Raw genomic sequence first — 16,059 nt, forward strand, 5'->3', positions numbered from 1 at the left:
CGACGGGCGGTTCAAGCGGTCGGCTTCGGCAATGCAGACCCCTGGGCAGACCCTTGGGCCGATCCTTGGACAGGGCCTTGCGGTGCCGCCGGCGCGCGGCTGACCGCCTGGCGCAGGTTCTCGGCCTCGACGCCGCGCTGGCGCGCCAGCTTGCGGTAGCGGCCCTGCTTGACCCAGGTTGCCAGGCTGCCGACGATCATGCCGATGGCGAGCGCCAGGAACAGGAAGATGAACAGCGGCAAAGTCAGTGTCAGCTTGGGATTGCCGGGGTTGAACGGGTCCAGCGTGAAGGCGACCAGTTCACGGTTGGCAACGGCGAGTGCGATCAGGATGATCGCCAAGGGCACGAAGATCACGATGAGCAAGAAGCGATTGAACATGATGTTTTCCGTCGGAAGCTGGCCTCTCCGAGAGGCCGTCTGGCGCTGACGCCCGCGCCTACTTGCCGCCGTTCAGCCTTTCACGCAGTTCCTTGCCGGTCTTGAAGAACGGCACCCATTTCTCCTCGACCTCGACGGATTCGCCGGTGCGCGGATTGCGGCCGGTGCGGGCGGGACGGTTTTTCACCGAAAAAGCGCCGAAGCCGCGCAGTTCGACCCGGTTGCCTTCGGCAAGGGCGTCGGTGATTTCATCGAAGATCGCGCCGACGATGTTTTCGACGTCGCGCAGGAAAAGATGCGGATTGCGCGTGGCGATAATCTGCACAAGTTCGGACTTGATCATGAGACGGATCCCCGTGAAAGCAGTGCGGTCAAAATTATGAGGATGATTTTATTTGCTTTTTTCACTTGCCCCAAACGCATCTCAAGGGTGCCAGACGGAAACGAGACCGTCAAGAAACAAGCGGTCGGCGCCGAGATCATGGATGATGTCGCCGCTGGAGGCCGGCAGGCCGAGCGCGCTGCCGATCGTTTGCGCCATCGCTTTGGAGAACAGGAAGCCGCCGCGCCGTTCGGTGTCCTTCCATTCGACGACCTCAAGTTTGGCGTCGACGCCCTTGGTCGCCAGCCAGTTGACCGCTTCGGTCTCTCCGCCGACGGCGTCGATCAGTCCGTTGGCGACACCCTGGCGACCGGTGAAGATCGAGCCGTCGGCAAGCGCCAGCGCTTGTTCGCGGGTCATCTTGCGGCGCTCGGCAACGATGCCGACGAACCAGTCGTAGCTGTCGAGGATGAGCTTGCGGACCATGGCGCGCTCGTCGTCATTGGTCGGCTTGAAGGGGGAGGGCGCGGCTTTCAGCGGCGAGGATTTCACTTCCTCCAGTTTGACGCCGAGCTTGTCCATCAGGCCGCTGACGTCGGGATACTGAATCAGGACGCCGATCGAGCCGACGATCGAGGTCTTGCGGGCAACGATATGATCGGCGGCACTGGCGATCATATAGCCCGCCGATGCGGCGAGCGTGCCGACCTCGGCCACGACAGGCTTGTCGGCGGCCAGCTTGCGCACCTCGTCATAGATCGATTCACCGCCGACCGTGGTGCCGCCAGGCGAATCGATCGACAGGATCACGCCTTTCACCTTCGACGACAGGCGAATGGTTTCCAGTCGCTTGATCAGTTCCTCGTCCTCGGTGATCGTGCCTTCGATCTTGACCTTGGCGATATGGTCGACCACCGAGCCGCCGAAATCGTCGCGATAGAACCAGGCTGAAAGCGCAATCACCCCGAGGGCTACGATGCCGATCGCGGCAACGCGCCAGAATGTCAGCTTGCGCCGCAAGCGGCGGCGGTCGATCAGGTCGTCGGCTCTCAGTGCCATGGTCAGCCTTTCAGTCGGCGGGAGGAGACGCTTTTAGACCATGATCCTCCTATCGGGAAGCAATTCTCTTTCCCGGCAGTGTCTCAGTTTGAAATTTGCGGAAACGCCTAATCCTTTGGCCGAGTTGTGCAAACGCCCTATATACCGGAAAAAGGCATAGGAGACGTCATGATCGCCAAACACACAACCGCCGAAGATATGGCTCGAACTGTCGGCGTCGACCCGAACACATTCCGCGAAGCGTTGCGTAACGCGAAGCACCCTCGGAAACGCAACACTGATTGGGAAGTGAAAATTGGCAGCCCATCATATTCGGGAATGCGCACCGTTCTGGTTGGTCTCATACAGCGGAAGGTGGCCTGACGCCGACCGGATCTAAGGGCAAAAGCGCCTCGCCGACGCGATCGGCAACGCCGCACGATCGACCGGGCCGGCCAGGCGGGGCATTCGACATCTCCCTTGGCGTATTTGCGCAATCACCGCGAGGTCGGGCGGCGAGACAGACAACTGATAAATCTTACGCCGAGTCTCTGTTTCTGCTATGGAGAACGTGCGGTTGTGCGGATCTCGTTTTCATCTGTACAAGAGCGGCTGTCACATTTTTGCGGTTTTCGTGGGCTTGTGCTTGCTTGAAGGCGCCGGCGTCCCACCTATAGGCGGTGCTCCGGGGTGGGCAGGGGGTTTAGAAGAAAGCAATGAATGTTAGCGCGACCGACTGAACCGACCAACGCCGAGATGGAGTTGGTTCCCCCGGCGGATGGCCGGACGCGTGGCGACGCTTTCGACCGCGCGCAGCGCCATTCGCGCCGCGTGCGCGTTCTCAAATTTGCCGTGCCTGTGGCCGCGGCACTGATCGCCATCGCTTTCCCGGTCTATTCCTATCTCGCCGCGCCCGTCTCCGTCTCGGTCCAGGCGGAAGGCACGGCCTTTTCCAACGGCAAGCTGGTGATGGCCAATCCCAAGCTCAACGGGTTCACCAAGCAAAAGCAGCCCTATTCGATGACGGCCCTGCGGGCCATCCAGGATGTCGGCACGCAAGGCATCATCGAACTGGAAGGCATCGACGCCAAGGTGCCGGTCGCGCCCGACAATGTGGCGGCGATCAAGGCCTCGCGTGGCACCTATGATCGCGACGGCAATACGATGAACCTGACCAGCGACGTGACGATCACCACAACCGACGGCATGCAGGCCAAGTTCAAATCGGTCTTCCTCGACATGGGCAAAGGCACTATGAAGACGGGAGATCCCGTCGATGTCAGCCGGGGCGGATCGCGGATCACAGCGGATACGATGTCGGTCCAGGACAATGGCAGGATTCTGGTCTTCGAGAACAAAGTGCGCGTCAACATCGATTCCGCCGCCTTGAAGACGGCAGAGGGAAACAGCGGAGAAACCAATGCGGCTCAGTAGTTCGACGCGGCTCGCGGCTGCAACTTCAGCGTTGCTGCTGCTCGGGCTGGTGCCGTCATTGGCGCAGACCACCAGCCAATCAGGCCTCAAATTGTCCGGCGACAAGCCGATCCAGATCGAAAGCGACAAGCTGGAAGTCCGTCAGGCCGACAGCCTCGCCATCTTCACCGGCAATGTCAGCGTCGTCCAGGGGCCGACATTGATGAAGGCCGGCAAGATGATGGTCTACTACGTCAAGGATCCCAACGCCGGCGCCAAGGGCACGGAAGCGGCTGGCGCGGCGGCGATGACCGGTTCGGCCAACATCGACCACCTGGAGATTTCCGACAAGGTCTACATCAAATCGGATGCGCAGGTCGCGACCGGCGATCAAGGCAGCTTCGATATGAAGAGCCAGGTTCTGGTGCTTTCGGGCAAAAAGGTCGTTCTGTCGCAAAACGACAACGTCCTGGTTGGCTGCAAGCTGACCGTGCAGATGAAAAGTGGGCTGGCCCAGGTTGATCCATGCGCTGGGCAACGCGTCCAGATGTCGATCACCCCGCCGCCGAAATCGGGAGCGACGAACCCCTGATGGCCAGCCTGTCGTCGCTGACGGCGCGTCTTCCGGGACGGGCCGCCGGCAAGCTTTCGGCGCCGGCCACGGTGACCGTCGATGCGGGAAAGTTCAAGGGAACCCTGATCGCCAAGGGTCTGACCAAGAGCTACAAGGGCCGCAAGGTCGTCAGCGGCGTCACCATCGGCGTGCGTGCCGGCGAGGCTGTCGGGTTGCTTGGCCCCAATGGCGCCGGCAAGACGACCTGTTTCTACATGGTCACGGGCCTGGTGCCTGTGGATGAAGGCACGATCGAGATCGATGGCTTCGACGTGACCTCGATGCCGATGTACCGCCGTGCGCGCCTCGGCATCGGCTATCTGCCGCAAGAGGCCTCGATCTTCCGCGGCCTCAATGTCGAGCAGAACATCCGCGCCGTGCTGGAAGTGGTCGAAAAAGACCGCAAAGTGCGCGAGCGCAATCTCGACGAGTTGCTCGAGGAATTCCACATCAGCCATCTGCGCAAGTCGCCGTCCATGTCGCTCTCCGGCGGCGAGCGGCGGCGTCTGGAAATCGCGCGTGCGCTGGCGACCCGTCCGGCCTACATGCTGCTCGACGAGCCTTTTGCCGGCATCGATCCGATCGCCGTCGCCGATATCCAGCAATTGGTACGCCACCTGACAGCGCGCGGCATCGGCGTGCTTATCACCGATCACAATGTGCGCGAAACGCTTGGCCTGATCGACCGCGCCTATATCATTCATGCCGGCCAGGTGCTGACCCATGGCCGGGCCGACGAAGTGGTGGCAAACGCCGATGTACGGCGGCTTTACCTCGGCGAGGGTTTTACGCTCTGAGCGTGAAATTTGTTTCCTGACACGATTTTTTGCGCTCGCGGAGCTCTTTTTCCTCGATTTTGCTCCGCGATAACGCTCCGGTAAGTGGGTTTTGCTAGCAATTGCCTTGACAAGCAAAAGCCGGGCCAGTTTCTATGACCGGCTGCAAAAATTGTTCTCCGGAAGTCCGGATGCGTAGACGAGGCGTTTGAAACCAAACCATGGCGTTGGCGGCAAAACTACAGCTACGACAATCGCAGTCGCTGGTGATGACGCCGCAGCTGATGCAGTCGATTCGGCTGCTGCAGTTCACCCATCACGAGCTCGAGCATTTCATCGACGAGGAGATCGAGCGCAACCCGCTGCTGGAGCGCGCCGAGCCGCAGGACGATGCCGTCAGCGATCAAGCGCAGAAGATCGAGGCGGAGCCGCAAGCCACCGCTGAAGGCGACTGGTTCGAAAACGAGACGCAGTGGAGCGCCGAGGCGATCTCGGACAAGCTCGACACATCGCTGGAAAACCTGTTTCCCGACGACCCGGGCACCAGCGAGCGGCTCGGCCCCGACCTGACGGCGCAATGGAAATCGGCTTCCGGCAATGGTGCCGGTTCCTCATCCGAGGGTTTTGACGCGGGCGACATGGCGGCCGCAGCGATCACGCTGCGCGACCATGTCAGCGAACAGGTCGCGCTTGCCTTCGCCGATCCGGCCACCAGGCTGATCGCCGCCGACCTTGCCGACGGCCTCGACGAGACCGGCTATTTGCGCGCCGACATCGCCGAGATCGCCGCCCGTCTCGGCACCGACATTGCCGTGGTACGAAAGGTGCTGGCGGTGTGCCAGGCCTTCGAGCCGGCCGGCTTGTTTGCCCGTGACCTTGCCGAGTGCCTGTCGCTGCAGCTTGCCATGCGGGACCGGCTCGATCCCGCGATGAAGGCGCTGATCGCCAATCTCGAACTCCTGGCGCGGCGTGATTTCCACGCGCTGAAGCGGATCTGCGGCGTCGACGAGGAGGATCTGCTCGACATGCTGGCCGAGATCCGGGCGCTCGATCCCCGGCCTGGTATGGCGTTTTCGGGTGGCGCCAGCGACGCGATCGTTGCCGATGTCGAGGTGCGTGCGGCCAGTGACGGCAGTTGGACGGTCGAACTCAATGCTGAAACGCTGCCGCGCGTGCTGGTCGACCATATCTATTTCGCCCAGGTCTCGCCGCAGACGAAGAACCAGGCGGAAAAGGATTTCCTGACCGAATGCCTGCAAAACGCCAACTGGTTGACGCGCAGCCTCGACCAGCGGGCAAAGACGATCCTCAAGGTCGCCTCGGAAATCGTTCGCCAGCAGGATGCTTTCCTCGTCCATGGCGTGCGCCAGCTGAAGCCGCTCAACCTGCGCACGGTGGCCGATGCCATCGGCATGCACGAATCGACGGTCAGCCGGGTGACCGCTAACAAATACATGCTGACGCCGCGCGGCGTGTTCGAACTGCGTTACTTCTTCACCGCCTCGATCGCGGCGTCGGGCGGCGGCGATGCGCATTCCTCGGAAGCCGTGCGCGATCGCATCAAGCAATTGATCGATGAGGAAAAACCCGCCGACGTGCTTTCCGACGATGCGATCGTCGACATGTTGCGGGAGAGTGGCGTCGACATTGCTAGGCGCACGGTCGCCAAGTACCGGGAAGGCATGAATATTCCCTCCTCGGTGCAGCGCCGGCGCGAGAAACGGGCAATGGCCAGCGCCGGGCGCTGACGCGGTTCGATTTTCCACAGGCCAGCACTTCATTGACAAGCCGCGGTGAAGTGGCTAGAAGCCCGCCCGCATGAGACGGGCTAGATGCCTGCATGCGGATGGTCCGTCACGACGTTGGCCTCGGGACGGTCAAAAGGCGGCTTGTGATCAACCGGAAAGTTCGGATTTAAAATCGGCGCAAGTGACGCCGCAAAGCTTGTGCGCACGGATCACGAGTATAAACTCGGGCCAGTTTGAAGCCTGAGCAAGGAAGGTCAGTTTTCAGATGAATCTGCGCATATCGGGAAAACACATGGATATCGGCGATGCGTTTCGCACACGCATCAATGACCGTGTCGGCGAGGCGATCGGCAAATATTTCGATCGCGGCTTTGCCGGACACGTCACGGTCATCAAATCGGGCTCGCGCTATTCGGCGGATTGCATGATCCGGCTGGATTCCGGCGCTTCTCTGCAGGCTACCGGCGATGCCCAGGATCCGACATTGGCCTTCGAGGCCGCGGCGGATCGTCTGGAGACCCGCCTCAGGCGCTACAAGCGGCGGCTGAAGTCGCACAGTTCGGGTGCCGCGAATGGCGAGCTGACCGACATTGCCTACACGGTGATGGCGCCGCTTGCGGACGACGACGAGGATATTCCGGAGAATTTCGCACCGGCCATCGTCGCCGAATCGACCATGACGCTGAAGACCATGTCGGTGGCGTCGGCGGTCATCGAGCTCGACAACAAGGACAGCCCGGTCTTCGTCTTCCGCAATGCCGGAAACGACCATCTCAACATCGTCTATCGCCGGCCCGACGGAAACATCGGCTGGATCGACCCGTTCACGACCAAGGTCGCACAAGCGTGACGACCACCGTCGCACTGGGATAAGAACCGGCCGCACGAGGGGTGGGGACCGGTGACGGCAGGCGAACAAGGGATTTCAAGCATGGATCTGAGCGATCTTATCAACGTTCCGGCAATATTGCCGGCGTTGAAGGCGAACTCGAAGAAGCAGCTGCTGCAACTGCTGTCCGAACGGGCAGCGGCGATTTCCGGCATTCCGGAACGGGAGGTGTTCGACACCATCCTGCAGCGTGAGCGGCTGGGCTCGACCGGCGTCGGCAACGGCATCGCCATTCCGCACGGCAAGCTGGCCGGCGTGAAGCGCATCGCCGGGGTTTTCGCCCGGCTGGAGACGCCGGTCGATTTCGAATCCCTGGACGATCAGCCGGTCGATCTGGTGTTTCTGCTGCTGGCGCCGGAAGGGGCTGGCGCCGACCACCTCAAGGCCCTGTCGCGCATCGCGCGGGTGTTGCGCGATGCCGACACGGTGGCCAAGATCAGGGGCACGCGCGACGCCGCGGCAATTCACGCGCTTTTGTCGGACACCCAGGCCTCGCACGCGGCCTGAATTTTCAGGACGAGACCGTCGCAAGGGCCGCCACGGGCGGCCCTGGTCGTTTCAAAAGGGTATTATTCTTAGAGCGACGCAATTCCGGGCGGAAAACCGTTTCACACTTTTCCTGGAATTGCTCTTAGTGAATGGCGACCGTGATCAGGTCGTTTTCCATGGCGCCAGCCAGTGCGCGGTCACGCGCGTCCGAAAGCAGGATCGGCTGGCCGTTGGCGGCAAACAGCGCCCACAGTTCCATGCCGGGCGCGATTTCGCCGAGGTTGGGGAAACGGCCGAGCAATTCGTCGCTCGAGACCTTTCTGAGGTAAGCGACCGAGCCCTCGCCGAGATGAGCGAATTCGCCATTGGTCATGGTGATAGTTTCAGTTCTGGTCATTTCAAAGCCTCCTTGGCGCGAGGACGCCGCTCAAGGCCATCCCGCATGAGAGCCATCGGTAAAGATCAGTCTTTCACCGATATGTTTATTTTCCGTACCAGCCGTTCGGACTCCGGCCGATCGAGATCGATCGACAAAAGGCCGTTCTTCAGTTCCGCCGCGATCACCCGCATGCCGTCGGCCAGCACGAAACAGCGCTGGAACTGGCGCGCGGCGATGCCGCGATGAAGAAATTCGCGCTCGGTGTCGTCGGTCTGACGACCGCGCACGACCAGCTGGTTTTCCTCCGTGGTGACATCGAGATCGCTTTCGGCGAAACCGGCGACCGCCAATGTGATGCGCAACCTTTCGGTGTTGCCGTCGGCGCCGCTGAGGCGTTCGATGTTGTAGGGAGGGTAGCTGTCACCGGATTTCGCCAGGCGTTCCAAGGTCTTTTCCATGGCGTCGAAACCAAGGAGAAGCGGGCTGGAAAAGGGCGTCATTCGGCTCATGTTACACTGTCCTCTCAAGAGCGACATAAAGTGGAAAAACCCAGATGGCATTTTTCCCGATGGTCTTGATATGGTCCGCCCCGCGACCAAGTTCAAGCCGTCAATAGACCCGCCCAAAAAGACCAGATCGTGGACTCACAGGAATGATCGGCATGGCGCTTGAAACGGCGAGCAGATGCAACGAGAAGCGCGCAGGCCGGGATCGTCTTCCCAGGTCGAGCGGTTCAACATGGCAGCTCGCGGCCGCTTCGGCGTCATTTGGATGTTTCGGTCAGATTCGTTCAAGTCCATGGCCTCGCCAAACAAGGAATTGAAATGCCCCATTCACGCAAGATCATCATCGACACGGATCCCGGCCAGGATGATGCCGTCGCCATTTTGCTGGCGCTCGGCAGCTCCGAGTTGGAGATCGTCGGCATCACCGCCGTTGCCGGCAACGTGCCGCTGAAGCTTACCGAAAAGAATGCCCGCAAGATCTGCGAGTTGGCTGGCCGCCCGGACATCAAGGTCTATGCCGGCGCCATCCGACCCCTGATGCGCGAACTGGTCACCGCCGAGGAAGTGCATGGCAAGACCGGTCTCAACGGGCCGCAATTGCCCGAACCAAAGATGAAGCTGCAGGATCAGTACGCGGTCGATTTCATCGTCGAGACGCTGATGACGGAAGAAAGCGGCACCATCACGCTTTGCCCGCTCGGGCCGCTCACCAACATTGCGCTGGCGCTGATCCGCGAGCCGCGCATCGCACCGCGCATCAAGGAAATCGTGCTGATGGGGGGCGGCTTCTTCGAAGGCGGCAACGTCACGCCGACCGCCGAATTCAACATCTATGTCGATCCGCATGCCGCCGATGTCGTGCTCAAATCCGGCATTCCGATCGTGATGATGCCACTCGACGTCACCCACAAGGCGCTGACCACCGCCAAGCGCACGCAGACTTTCCGCGCGCTCGGCACCAAGGTCGGCACCGCAACCGCGGAGATGCTGGAATTCTTCGAGCGTTTCGACGAGGAGAAATACGGCACCGACGGCGGGCCGCTGCACGACCCCTGCGTCATCGCTTATCTGCTGAAGCCTGAACTCTTCAAGGGTCGCAACTGCAACGTCATCGTGGAAACCGCCTCGGAACTGACCATGGGCATGACCGTTATCGACTGGTGGGGCGTTACCAAGCGGCCGAAGAACGCCATGGTGATGCGCGACATCGACCATGACGGGTTTTTCGCTCTGCTGGTGGAGAGGTTGGGGCGGCTTTAGGGCCCTCTTTGCCTTCTCCCACAAGGGGAGAAGGCAAAGGCGAACTACTTCGACCGTGAAAACGCCAGCCACAGGCCGCCACCGACCATGAAGCTGCCGCTGATCCTCGACAAAAGCTTGATGCGGCTGGCCGACAGCAGGCGCCCGGCGCGGCCGGCGGCCAGCGCGTAGGTCGAATCCGACATTGCCGCGAAGGTCATGGCGGTGAGGCCCATGGCGGCGATTTGCAGCGAGTAGTTGCCTTGCGGCGAAATGAACTGCGGAAAGAACGCGCCGAAGAAAATCAGCGTCTTGGGGTTGCTGAGCGCCACCAGCAGGCCCTGCAGGAAGAAGCCGCCGCGCGGCTTCCTGGCGGTTCCATCGGCGTTCAGCGTGCCCTTGGAACGGAACATCTGGACGCCCATCCAGATCAGATAGGCGGCACCGATAAGCCGCACCCATTCGAACCAGTGGCCCATGCCCGAAATCAGCGTGTTGAGGCCGATGCCGACGATGGCGATCATCACGGCAAGCCCGGCCTGCGTGCCGGCGACATTGGCGAGACCGGCGCGGGAGCCATGGCGGATGCTGTTGGCGATGATCAGCGTGACCGTCGGGCCGGGCACCAGGATGATGACGATGCAAGCGAGGACATAGGCGGCGTAGAGTTCGAGCGACATGATTTTTCCCTCTTTGTTGGAGCATGATCTTTTCCGAAAACCGGTCCCCACTTTTCGGGATCATGCTCTAGGAATGCCGCTGATGCGGTGCAGCTGAGGATAATCAATGCATGGCAACGCTGGCGGTGCAAGCCGGTGCGCGAAGCGCCGCGATGCTGCTCAGGCGCCGGCCTGCCAGGGCAGCGTTGCCTCGTAGGCCGCCGCCGCCTTCAGCACGCCAAGGTCGCCGCGCGGCCGGCCGATCAGCTGCATGCCCATCGGCCTACCATTGTCGTCGAAGCCGACCGGCACGTTGACCGCCGGGCAGCCGCCCAAGGTCGCGAAAGCGGAAACCTGCATCCAGCGGTGGTAGCTGTCCATCGCGCGTCCGGCGATCTCGCGCGGCCAATGCGTGCTTACGTCGAAGGGGAAGACCTGCGCGGTCGGCAGCGCGATGAGATCATAGCGGTCGAAGAGCGACAGCAGCGTGCGATGCCAGGACGTGCGGATGACCGAGGCGGCGCGGATCCGCGGCGCCGTCAGCCGCATCGCGTTCTCCACTTCCCAGATGGCTTCCGGCTTGAGCAGGCGGCGTTTCGCGGGGTCGTCATAGTGGGTCTTGAGCGCACAGCCGCTGCTGGCCTGCCGCAGCGTCACGAAGGCCTGCCAGAGCGCTTCGAAATCGAAATCCGGCAGCAAGGGTTCGGTCAAGAAAGATGCCTCCGCGAACCGGCCAAGTGCTGCCTCGCACAAGCCGAGAATACCTGTCTCAACCGGCAAATGACCGCCGAGGTCACTGAGCCAGGCGATGCGGCCGCCAGTCGCTTTTGTTGCAAGCCCTTCGAGGAACGAACCCGGTTTCTCATAGGACAATGGCGCGTACGGATGATAACCCGCCTGCACATCGAGCAGGAGTGCCATGTCGGCGACATTGCGACCCATCGGCCCGTCGACGCCCATCTGCGCATGAAAGACCTCGAGATCCGGTCCGCCGGGAACAAGCCCCTGTGACGGGCGGAAGCCATAGACATTGTTCCAAGCGGCCGGGTTGCGCAGCGAGCCGCCAAAGTCGCTGCCATCGGCGACCGGCACCATGTCGAGCGCCAGCGCCACCGCCGCGCCGCCGCTCGAGCCGCCGGCTGTCAGGGCCGGATCGAAGGCGTTGAGCGTCGGCCCGAAAACGGTGTTGTAGGTGTTGGAGCCAAGCCCGAATTCGGGGACGTTGGTCTTGCCGATAATGATGGCGCCGGCGTCGCGGATGCGCTCGACGAAGAAATCGTCTTCCGGGGGCACGAAATCGGCGAAGATCGGCGAGCCGAAGGAGGTCCTGATGCCTGTGGTCGAGGCGAGGTCCTTGATGGCGATCGGCAGGCCGAAGAGGGGGCCGGCTTCCGCTCGCACCGGATTGGCATCGGCCGCGTCGGCTTCGCGCAGGATGTCGCCGCGGTCGCGCAAGGAGACGATGGCGTTGACCAGCGGGTTGACCGCCTCGATGCGGTCGAGGAATGCCGTGACCACCTCGCGTACCGAAAGTGTCTTCCGGCGGATCGCGTCAGCGAGTTCGATAGCGGACAGGCGGCAGATGTCACCGGCCGGCGTCACGGCATGCTTTGTCCGAGGGCGCAGCATCTCAACGGGTTTCCTGCAACGCCTGGTCGACATCCCGGGCCAGCGGTATCGCCGGCTGGGCGCCTGGCTTGAGGCAAGCCAGGGAACCAGCCGCGCCGGCGCGCGCCAGCGCCTGTTCGAGCGTAAGGCCGGACGACAGACCGGCGGCGAAATAGCCGCAGAACGTATCGCCGGCGCCGACCGTGTCGACAGGCGTGATCTTCCGTGCCGGAACGGTGAGGAAATCGGTGGGCGTCGCCGCCATCACGCCGTCGCCGCCGAGCGTGACGACGATGGTGTGGCCGGTCTTCCCAGCAAAGTCGCGCATGCGCGCCGCCCGATCGCGGCCTTGCAGTGACAGAGCTTCGCCATAGAGATCGAATTCAGTCTCATTGGCGACGGCATAGTCCGCTTTGCCGAGAAAGCCGGCTGCTGCGCCCTGGAAGGGTGCTGTGTTGAGCACGGTGATAGCCCCGGCCGATCTTGCCTGGTCGAGGGCGGCTTCGACGGTCGCCAGCGGAATCTCATGCTGCAGCAGCACGACATCGCCCTGTTTGAAAAAGGCCTTGGAGAGATCGCCGGGCACCACAGACGCGTTGGCGCCCGGTATCACGGCGATGATGTTCTCGCCGTCGTCGCCGACCATGATCAGCGCCGTGCCAGTCGAGGCGTGGGTCTCGGCGACGCCGGACAGGTCGACCTTGCCGTCGCGCAGCAGCGCCAGCGCGTCGGCGGCGAAGCTGTCCTTGCCAACCGCGCCCACCATGCGCACCGAGGCGCCGGCGCGCGCGGCGGCCAGCGCCTGGTTGGCGCCCTTGCCGCCGGGCGCGGTGGTGAAAGCCGAGCCGGCCACCGTCTCGCCGGGGCTCGGCAGGCGGTCGACATTGGCGATAAGGTCGAGGTTGATCGAGCCGATGACGATAATCAAGCAAGGCCTCCTGGCAGTACAAATTCAAAGTGTCGGAGCGTCCTCGTTGGTCCGCGCGGGCGCCGGTCGTTTACAGTCGTGCGGGAAGCTAACCTGTACGGCGGCAGCTTGCCAGACCGCGCGACGGGTTTGCCTCGATTTGAGGCATCGTGGCTTATTCACAGCGCACGGTGACCGTGCCCTGATAGGTGCCGGCGGGAAAGATACCGCTCGATTTGGTGGCGGTGAGGTCGACCTGCACGGTGTGGGTGCCGTTGACAACCCGCTGCGGCACACTTCCGTTGATGTCGACCCCCGAGCCATCGAGGCGGAAGACCGAGGCGAAGATCACGTTGGTGTCGCCGCCGCTCGGCGCGGACGAGAATGCGGCTGGCGCCGGCGCCGAAACCGAATAGCAGTCCAGCAGATTGAGCAAGGAGCACAGCAGCGAGCTTGCCACGACAGTGGCGCTCGCGCTCGATCCGCCTGCCTGTTTGGAACCCAGTATGCCGATGGTGGGATTTGCAGTTATTGTTCCCGACGTCCCGACCATGATGGTGCAGGTGCCAATGATCGCCGCTTGCACCGGAAAGCAGAAGCCGGCAAGTGCTGCCATCGCAAGCAGCGCGCGGTTATTTCTTCTTCTTTTTCTTGCCATCGCCGGTTCCGGTCCTGATGCTCCAGCCTTCGTTGGCCCATCCGGGTGATGCGGCCGCGGGAGCGCTGGCGGCCACGCTCGCCGTCTGGCCGTCGGCGCCGAGGCCCATCTTGAGGAGTTTCAGTTCCAGTTGCAGGCGGTCGACCTCAAGCTCGTAGAGGCGGCTGCAGTCGATGCGTTTCGGCGTACGCCCGATCGGGATCACCACCCGGCCATAGGTGGCAACGCTGTTGTCCGACTGGCTGTTGCCTCTGATGACGCCGAGATCGACATAGGCGCCGGTGCCGGAGACCGCGGAACGGCAAGTGGTGCCGTCCGCGGCATGGACCTCGTCCTGGCCTTGGGGCAAGGTGACGCCGGGCAGGTTGAAGCCGCTCTCGTTCTGGTTGAGATTATAGACATCCTCAGCCAGAACCGGCGAAATACAAGCCGTCGCAGCCGCGAGCGCGAATGTCAGGATTTGCGGCGCCCAAAGAACTTTCCGCATATCTGTGCCCTTATCTGCGTCTGTTGGTTGGGAAAGGGGATGCTTTCGGTACAGATACGCACCTTACGCTCGGCGGCGCCGTCGAAGGGCACGACCACAAGGACAGGACGGGAAGCCTGGGAAGCCAATTGGAAGACACTCGGAGAGATTCTGGCGGCTACTGGCTGAAAATCCTGATCGTAGACGTGGATTTCGACCTGGATCTTCCGGTCGTAGGGATTGGCGGGGAAAACGCGGACAGCGAAGACGTCGGTGAAGCTGTTGACCTCGCCACGCATCGGCGACATCGACTGCGCCTTGGCGGCAATGGGTGCCAATCCGACGGCCACTGCCGTCGCCAGGATTCGAGCATGTTTCAAGGATCCCTCCTTCGCTACGGCGTCATTCGCAGCGCAGCGTTACCGTTGCCTGATAGTTGCCGGAGGCGAAGCGGTTGCTGCCACCCTTGGTGCCAGCGAGATTGACCGAGACGAGGTCGGCGCCGGGGGTTCCGATGCTGGTGACCGCGCCAGTCTCAACGATAGAATGCGTGCCCGCGGCGGAGTAGGTCGGTGTCCAGGTCGTCGACGTTACGTCGGCCGAAGGCACCGTCGTCGTGGTGACCGGATCGACGCTGAGTGACACACCTCCGGTTGTCGTCAGCGTCACGGTTCCGGCAGAACCGCCGCTGTTGTGGGAACTGAGGGATTGCAGATCGGGGCTGACCGTCATCGTGCCATTGGTGGCAATGACAAGCGTGCAAGTCGGCGTGATCGTGCCATTGAAAATGACATTTTGCGGCGTGGCCAATGCAGTCTGGTCAAAACAGGCAACCAGCAGAACTGCGCCGAAGGCGGCGCGAAACAACGTCATCGAGACCTCCTATCAAGCCGGATCGCCCGAATTAATATGGGTCATCATCACTTTATCGTGGTTAATTTAGAGTTAACTAAAATAATAACTGAAAATAATAAACATGATAACCGGAGGTTGCATTCGGTTGCAAGCAAGCAAAATTAGACAAGAAATCCTAATTATACTTGATAATATCGATATTCACGATACCTGCCCGGCTTCCCAGCCCAGAATGGCGCGCTTGCGGGTCAGGCCCCAGTGATAGCCGGTGAGGTCGCCGGACTTGCCGATGGCGCGGTGGCAGGGCACCACGAAAGAGAGCGGATTGGCGCCGTTGGCGGCACCGACCGCGCGGCTGGCGGACGGCGCGCCGATGCTGGCGGCGATCGACGAATAGGTTCGGGCCTTGCCCATCGGGATCTTGAGCAGCGCCTCCCAGACCCGAACCTGGAAGTCGGTGCCGATCATGACGACATGCAGTGGCTGATCGGAGCGCCACAGCGTCGGGTCGAAGATGCGCGCGGCATAGGGGCCTGTAGCAGTCATATCCTCGACATAGATGGCGTTCGGCCAGCGGCTGGACATGTCGGCGAAGGCGGCGCGTTCCTCGCCGGGGTCGCTGAAGGCGAGGCCGGCAAGCCCGCGGTCCGTGGCCATGATCAGGGCAGTGCCGAACGGCGAGGGATGATAGCCGTAGCGGATGGTGAGCCCGGCGCCGCGTGTTTTGTAGTCGCCCGGCGACATTGCCTCATGGGTGACGAAAAGGTCATGCAGCCGGCCGGGGCCGGACATGCCCAGTTCGAACGAGGTTTCAAGCAGCGGCATGCCCGAATCGAGCAGCCTGCGCGCATGATCCAGTGTTACCGCCTGCAGGAAGGCCTTGGGCGACAGGCCGGCCCAGCGGGTGAAGAGTTTTTGCAGGCCGGTCGGCGTCTCGCCGACCTCCTCGGCCAGTTCTTCGAGGGAAGGCTGATCGCGATAGTCGAGGCTAATCTTCTCGATGGCACGGCGCACGACTTCATAGTCGCTGCCTTGCGGCGTGATGTCCTTTTCGAGGATCGCTGTGTGTGTGCTCATGGAACTGTCTCCTTGAGCCGGAATATCGCCCCTTGGG

Annotated in this window: 21 protein-coding genes; 8 read left to right on the plus strand and 13 right to left on the minus strand. The window is 62.1% G+C overall.

The window, feature by feature from the left end:
• Positions 1 to 11: 11 nt before the first annotated feature.
• The 3 genes from NKH03_RS16020 to sppA form a co-directional block, all read right to left on the minus strand.
• Entirely contained in the window at positions 12 to 380 is a 369-nt protein-coding gene (locus NKH03_RS16020) for a DUF1049 domain-containing protein (RefSeq protein ID WP_352880766.1), read from the minus strand.
• A gap of 58 nt (positions 381 to 438) precedes the next feature.
• The gene (locus NKH03_RS16025; protein WP_006200394.1) at positions 439 to 723 is read right to left on the minus strand and encodes an integration host factor subunit beta; all 285 of its coding nucleotides are present in this window, start codon (positions 721 to 723) and stop codon (positions 439 to 441) included.
• Positions 724 to 804: 81 nt separating this feature from the next.
• The gene (gene sppA, locus NKH03_RS16030; protein WP_352880768.1) at positions 805 to 1,761 is read right to left on the minus strand and encodes a signal peptide peptidase SppA; all 957 of its coding nucleotides are present in this window, start codon (positions 1,759 to 1,761) and stop codon (positions 805 to 807) included.
• A gap of 168 nt (positions 1,762 to 1,929) precedes the next feature.
• Between sppA and NKH03_RS16035 the strand changes: the two genes are divergently transcribed.
• The 7 genes from NKH03_RS16035 (at position 1,930) to ptsN (ending at position 7,686) form a co-directional block, all read left to right on the plus strand.
• On the plus strand, positions 1,930 to 2,124 hold the full coding sequence (locus tag NKH03_RS16035; protein WP_126070530.1) for a hypothetical protein: 195 nt from the start codon (positions 1,930 to 1,932) through the stop codon (positions 2,122 to 2,124).
• Positions 2,125 to 2,460: 336 nt separating this feature from the next.
• Positions 2,461 to 3,174 (plus strand): LPS export ABC transporter periplasmic protein LptC, encoded by a 714-nt coding sequence (gene lptC / locus NKH03_RS16040; protein ID WP_352880770.1) that lies wholly within the window; start codon positions 2,461 to 2,463, stop codon positions 3,172 to 3,174.
• Positions 3,161 to 3,745 (plus strand): LptA/OstA family protein, encoded by a 585-nt coding sequence (locus NKH03_RS16045; RefSeq protein WP_352969163.1) that lies wholly within the window; start codon positions 3,161 to 3,163, stop codon positions 3,743 to 3,745. Before lptC ends, NKH03_RS16045 begins: the two co-directional genes overlap by 14 nt.
• Positions 3,745 to 4,563, plus strand: coding sequence for an LPS export ABC transporter ATP-binding protein (gene lptB / locus NKH03_RS16050; protein WP_352869908.1), 819 nt, complete (start codon positions 3,745 to 3,747; stop codon positions 4,561 to 4,563). The genes NKH03_RS16045 and lptB overlap by 1 nt, the downstream gene beginning before the upstream one ends.
• Before the next feature lie 200 nt (positions 4,564 to 4,763).
• Positions 4,764 to 6,290, plus strand: a complete 1,527-nt coding sequence (gene rpoN / locus NKH03_RS16055) for an RNA polymerase factor sigma-54 (protein ID WP_352969164.1) — start codon at positions 4,764 to 4,766, stop codon at positions 6,288 to 6,290.
• A 265-nt stretch (positions 6,291 to 6,555) separates the two neighbouring features.
• Positions 6,556 to 7,140 (plus strand): ribosome hibernation-promoting factor, HPF/YfiA family, encoded by a 585-nt coding sequence (gene hpf, locus NKH03_RS16060; protein WP_352869904.1) that lies wholly within the window; start codon positions 6,556 to 6,558, stop codon positions 7,138 to 7,140.
• A gap of 81 nt (positions 7,141 to 7,221) precedes the next feature.
• Positions 7,222 to 7,686 (plus strand): PTS IIA-like nitrogen regulatory protein PtsN, encoded by a 465-nt coding sequence (gene ptsN / locus NKH03_RS16065; protein ID WP_013529589.1) that lies wholly within the window; start codon positions 7,222 to 7,224, stop codon positions 7,684 to 7,686.
• A gap of 124 nt (positions 7,687 to 7,810) precedes the next feature.
• On the opposite strand, the gene NKH03_RS16070 is transcribed toward ptsN, so the two are convergent.
• Together NKH03_RS16070 and NKH03_RS16075 are read right to left on the minus strand one after the other, a co-directional pair.
• Positions 7,811 to 8,065, minus strand: coding sequence for a BQ00720 family protein (locus NKH03_RS16070; protein WP_352869902.1), 255 nt, complete (start codon positions 8,063 to 8,065; stop codon positions 7,811 to 7,813).
• A 65-nt stretch (positions 8,066 to 8,130) separates the two neighbouring features.
• The gene (locus NKH03_RS16075; protein WP_352869900.1) at positions 8,131 to 8,556 is read right to left on the minus strand and encodes an Hsp20 family protein; all 426 of its coding nucleotides are present in this window, start codon (positions 8,554 to 8,556) and stop codon (positions 8,131 to 8,133) included.
• Positions 8,557 to 8,871: 315 nt separating this feature from the next.
• Here NKH03_RS16075 and NKH03_RS16080 point away from each other — a divergent pair, with 315 nt between their 5' ends.
• On the plus strand, positions 8,872 to 9,813 hold the full coding sequence (locus tag NKH03_RS16080; RefSeq protein ID WP_352969166.1) for a nucleoside hydrolase: 942 nt from the start codon (positions 8,872 to 8,874) through the stop codon (positions 9,811 to 9,813).
• A gap of 44 nt (positions 9,814 to 9,857) precedes the next feature.
• On the opposite strand, the gene NKH03_RS16085 is transcribed toward NKH03_RS16080, so the two are convergent.
• The 8 genes from NKH03_RS16085 to NKH03_RS16120 form a co-directional block, all read right to left on the minus strand.
• On the minus strand, positions 9,858 to 10,472 hold the full coding sequence (locus NKH03_RS16085) for a LysE family translocator (RefSeq protein WP_352969168.1): 615 nt from the start codon (positions 10,470 to 10,472) through the stop codon (positions 9,858 to 9,860).
• Positions 10,473 to 10,631: 159 nt separating this feature from the next.
• The gene (locus NKH03_RS16090; RefSeq protein WP_352969170.1) at positions 10,632 to 12,080 is read right to left on the minus strand and encodes an amidase; all 1,449 of its coding nucleotides are present in this window, start codon (positions 12,078 to 12,080) and stop codon (positions 10,632 to 10,634) included.
• A 1-nt stretch (position 12,081) separates the two neighbouring features.
• Entirely contained in the window at positions 12,082 to 12,987 is a 906-nt protein-coding gene (locus tag NKH03_RS16095) for a ribokinase (RefSeq protein ID WP_352969172.1), read from the minus strand.
• Between the two features lie 154 nt (positions 12,988 to 13,141).
• Positions 13,142 to 13,624: a hypothetical protein gene (locus NKH03_RS16100; protein ID WP_352969174.1), complete on the minus strand. Its 483-nt coding sequence runs from the start codon at positions 13,622 to 13,624 to the stop codon at positions 13,142 to 13,144.
• A complete protein-coding gene (locus tag NKH03_RS16105) occupies positions 13,599 to 14,111 on the minus strand; it encodes a hypothetical protein (RefSeq protein ID WP_352869891.1) in 513 nt (170 codons plus the stop codon). The genes NKH03_RS16100 and NKH03_RS16105 overlap by 26 nt, the downstream gene beginning before the upstream one ends.
• Positions 14,078 to 14,470: a hypothetical protein gene (locus NKH03_RS16110; protein WP_352969176.1), complete on the minus strand. Its 393-nt coding sequence runs from the start codon at positions 14,468 to 14,470 to the stop codon at positions 14,078 to 14,080. Before NKH03_RS16110 ends, NKH03_RS16105 begins: the two co-directional genes overlap by 34 nt.
• Positions 14,471 to 14,492: 22 nt before the next feature.
• On the minus strand, positions 14,493 to 14,963 hold the full coding sequence (locus NKH03_RS16115; RefSeq protein ID WP_352969178.1) for a hypothetical protein: 471 nt from the start codon (positions 14,961 to 14,963) through the stop codon (positions 14,493 to 14,495).
• A gap of 183 nt (positions 14,964 to 15,146) precedes the next feature.
• Entirely contained in the window at positions 15,147 to 16,022 is an 876-nt protein-coding gene (locus tag NKH03_RS16120) for a methylated-DNA--[protein]-cysteine S-methyltransferase (protein ID WP_352969179.1), read from the minus strand.
• Between the last annotated feature and the right edge of the window lie 37 nt (positions 16,023 to 16,059).

Origin of the sequence: Mesorhizobium sp. M1406 (genome assembly GCF_040317555.1) — a bacterium.
Classification (GTDB): Bacteria; Pseudomonadota; Alphaproteobacteria; order Rhizobiales; family Rhizobiaceae; genus Mesorhizobium.

Coding starts and splice junctions, on each gene's coding strand:
- sppA (WP_352880768.1), bottom strand. CDS start 1,761: ATGGCACTGAGAGCCGACGACCTGATCGACCGCCGCCGCTTGCGGCGC.
- NKH03_RS16045 (WP_352969163.1), top strand. CDS start 3,161: ATGCGGCTCAGTAGTTCGACGCGGCTCGCGGCTGCAACTTCAGCGTTG.
- rpoN (WP_352969164.1), top strand. CDS start 4,764: ATGGCGTTGGCGGCAAAACTACAGCTACGACAATCGCAGTCGCTGGTG.
- NKH03_RS16070 (WP_352869902.1), bottom strand. CDS start 8,065: ATGACCAGAACTGAAACTATCACCATGACCAATGGCGAATTCGCTCAT.
- NKH03_RS16100 (WP_352969174.1), bottom strand. CDS start 13,624: ATGGCAAGAAAAAGAAGAAGAAATAACCGCGCGCTGCTTGCGATGGCA.
- NKH03_RS16115 (WP_352969178.1), bottom strand. CDS start 14,963: ATGACGTTGTTTCGCGCCGCCTTCGGCGCAGTTCTGCTGGTTGCCTGT.
- NKH03_RS16085 (WP_352969168.1), bottom strand. CDS start 10,472: ATGTCGCTCGAACTCTACGCCGCCTATGTCCTCGCTTGCATCGTCATC.
- NKH03_RS16120 (WP_352969179.1), bottom strand. CDS start 16,022: ATGAGCACACACACAGCGATCCTCGAAAAGGACATCACGCCGCAAGGC.
- ptsN (WP_013529589.1), top strand. CDS start 7,222: ATGGATCTGAGCGATCTTATCAACGTTCCGGCAATATTGCCGGCGTTG.
- hpf (WP_352869904.1), top strand. CDS start 6,556: ATGAATCTGCGCATATCGGGAAAACACATGGATATCGGCGATGCGTTT.
- NKH03_RS16025 (WP_006200394.1), bottom strand. CDS start 723: ATGATCAAGTCCGAACTTGTGCAGATTATCGCCACGCGCAATCCGCAT.
- lptB (WP_352869908.1), top strand. CDS start 3,745: ATGGCCAGCCTGTCGTCGCTGACGGCGCGTCTTCCGGGACGGGCCGCC.
- NKH03_RS16035 (WP_126070530.1), top strand. CDS start 1,930: ATGATCGCCAAACACACAACCGCCGAAGATATGGCTCGAACTGTCGGC.
- NKH03_RS16105 (WP_352869891.1), bottom strand. CDS start 14,111: ATGCGGAAAGTTCTTTGGGCGCCGCAAATCCTGACATTCGCGCTCGCG.
- NKH03_RS16080 (WP_352969166.1), top strand. CDS start 8,872: ATGCCCCATTCACGCAAGATCATCATCGACACGGATCCCGGCCAGGAT.
- NKH03_RS16090 (WP_352969170.1), bottom strand. CDS start 12,080: ATGCTGCGCCCTCGGACAAAGCATGCCGTGACGCCGGCCGGTGACATC.
- NKH03_RS16020 (WP_352880766.1), bottom strand. CDS start 380: ATGTTCAATCGCTTCTTGCTCATCGTGATCTTCGTGCCCTTGGCGATC.
- NKH03_RS16075 (WP_352869900.1), bottom strand. CDS start 8,556: ATGAGCCGAATGACGCCCTTTTCCAGCCCGCTTCTCCTTGGTTTCGAC.
- lptC (WP_352880770.1), top strand. CDS start 2,461: ATGTTAGCGCGACCGACTGAACCGACCAACGCCGAGATGGAGTTGGTT.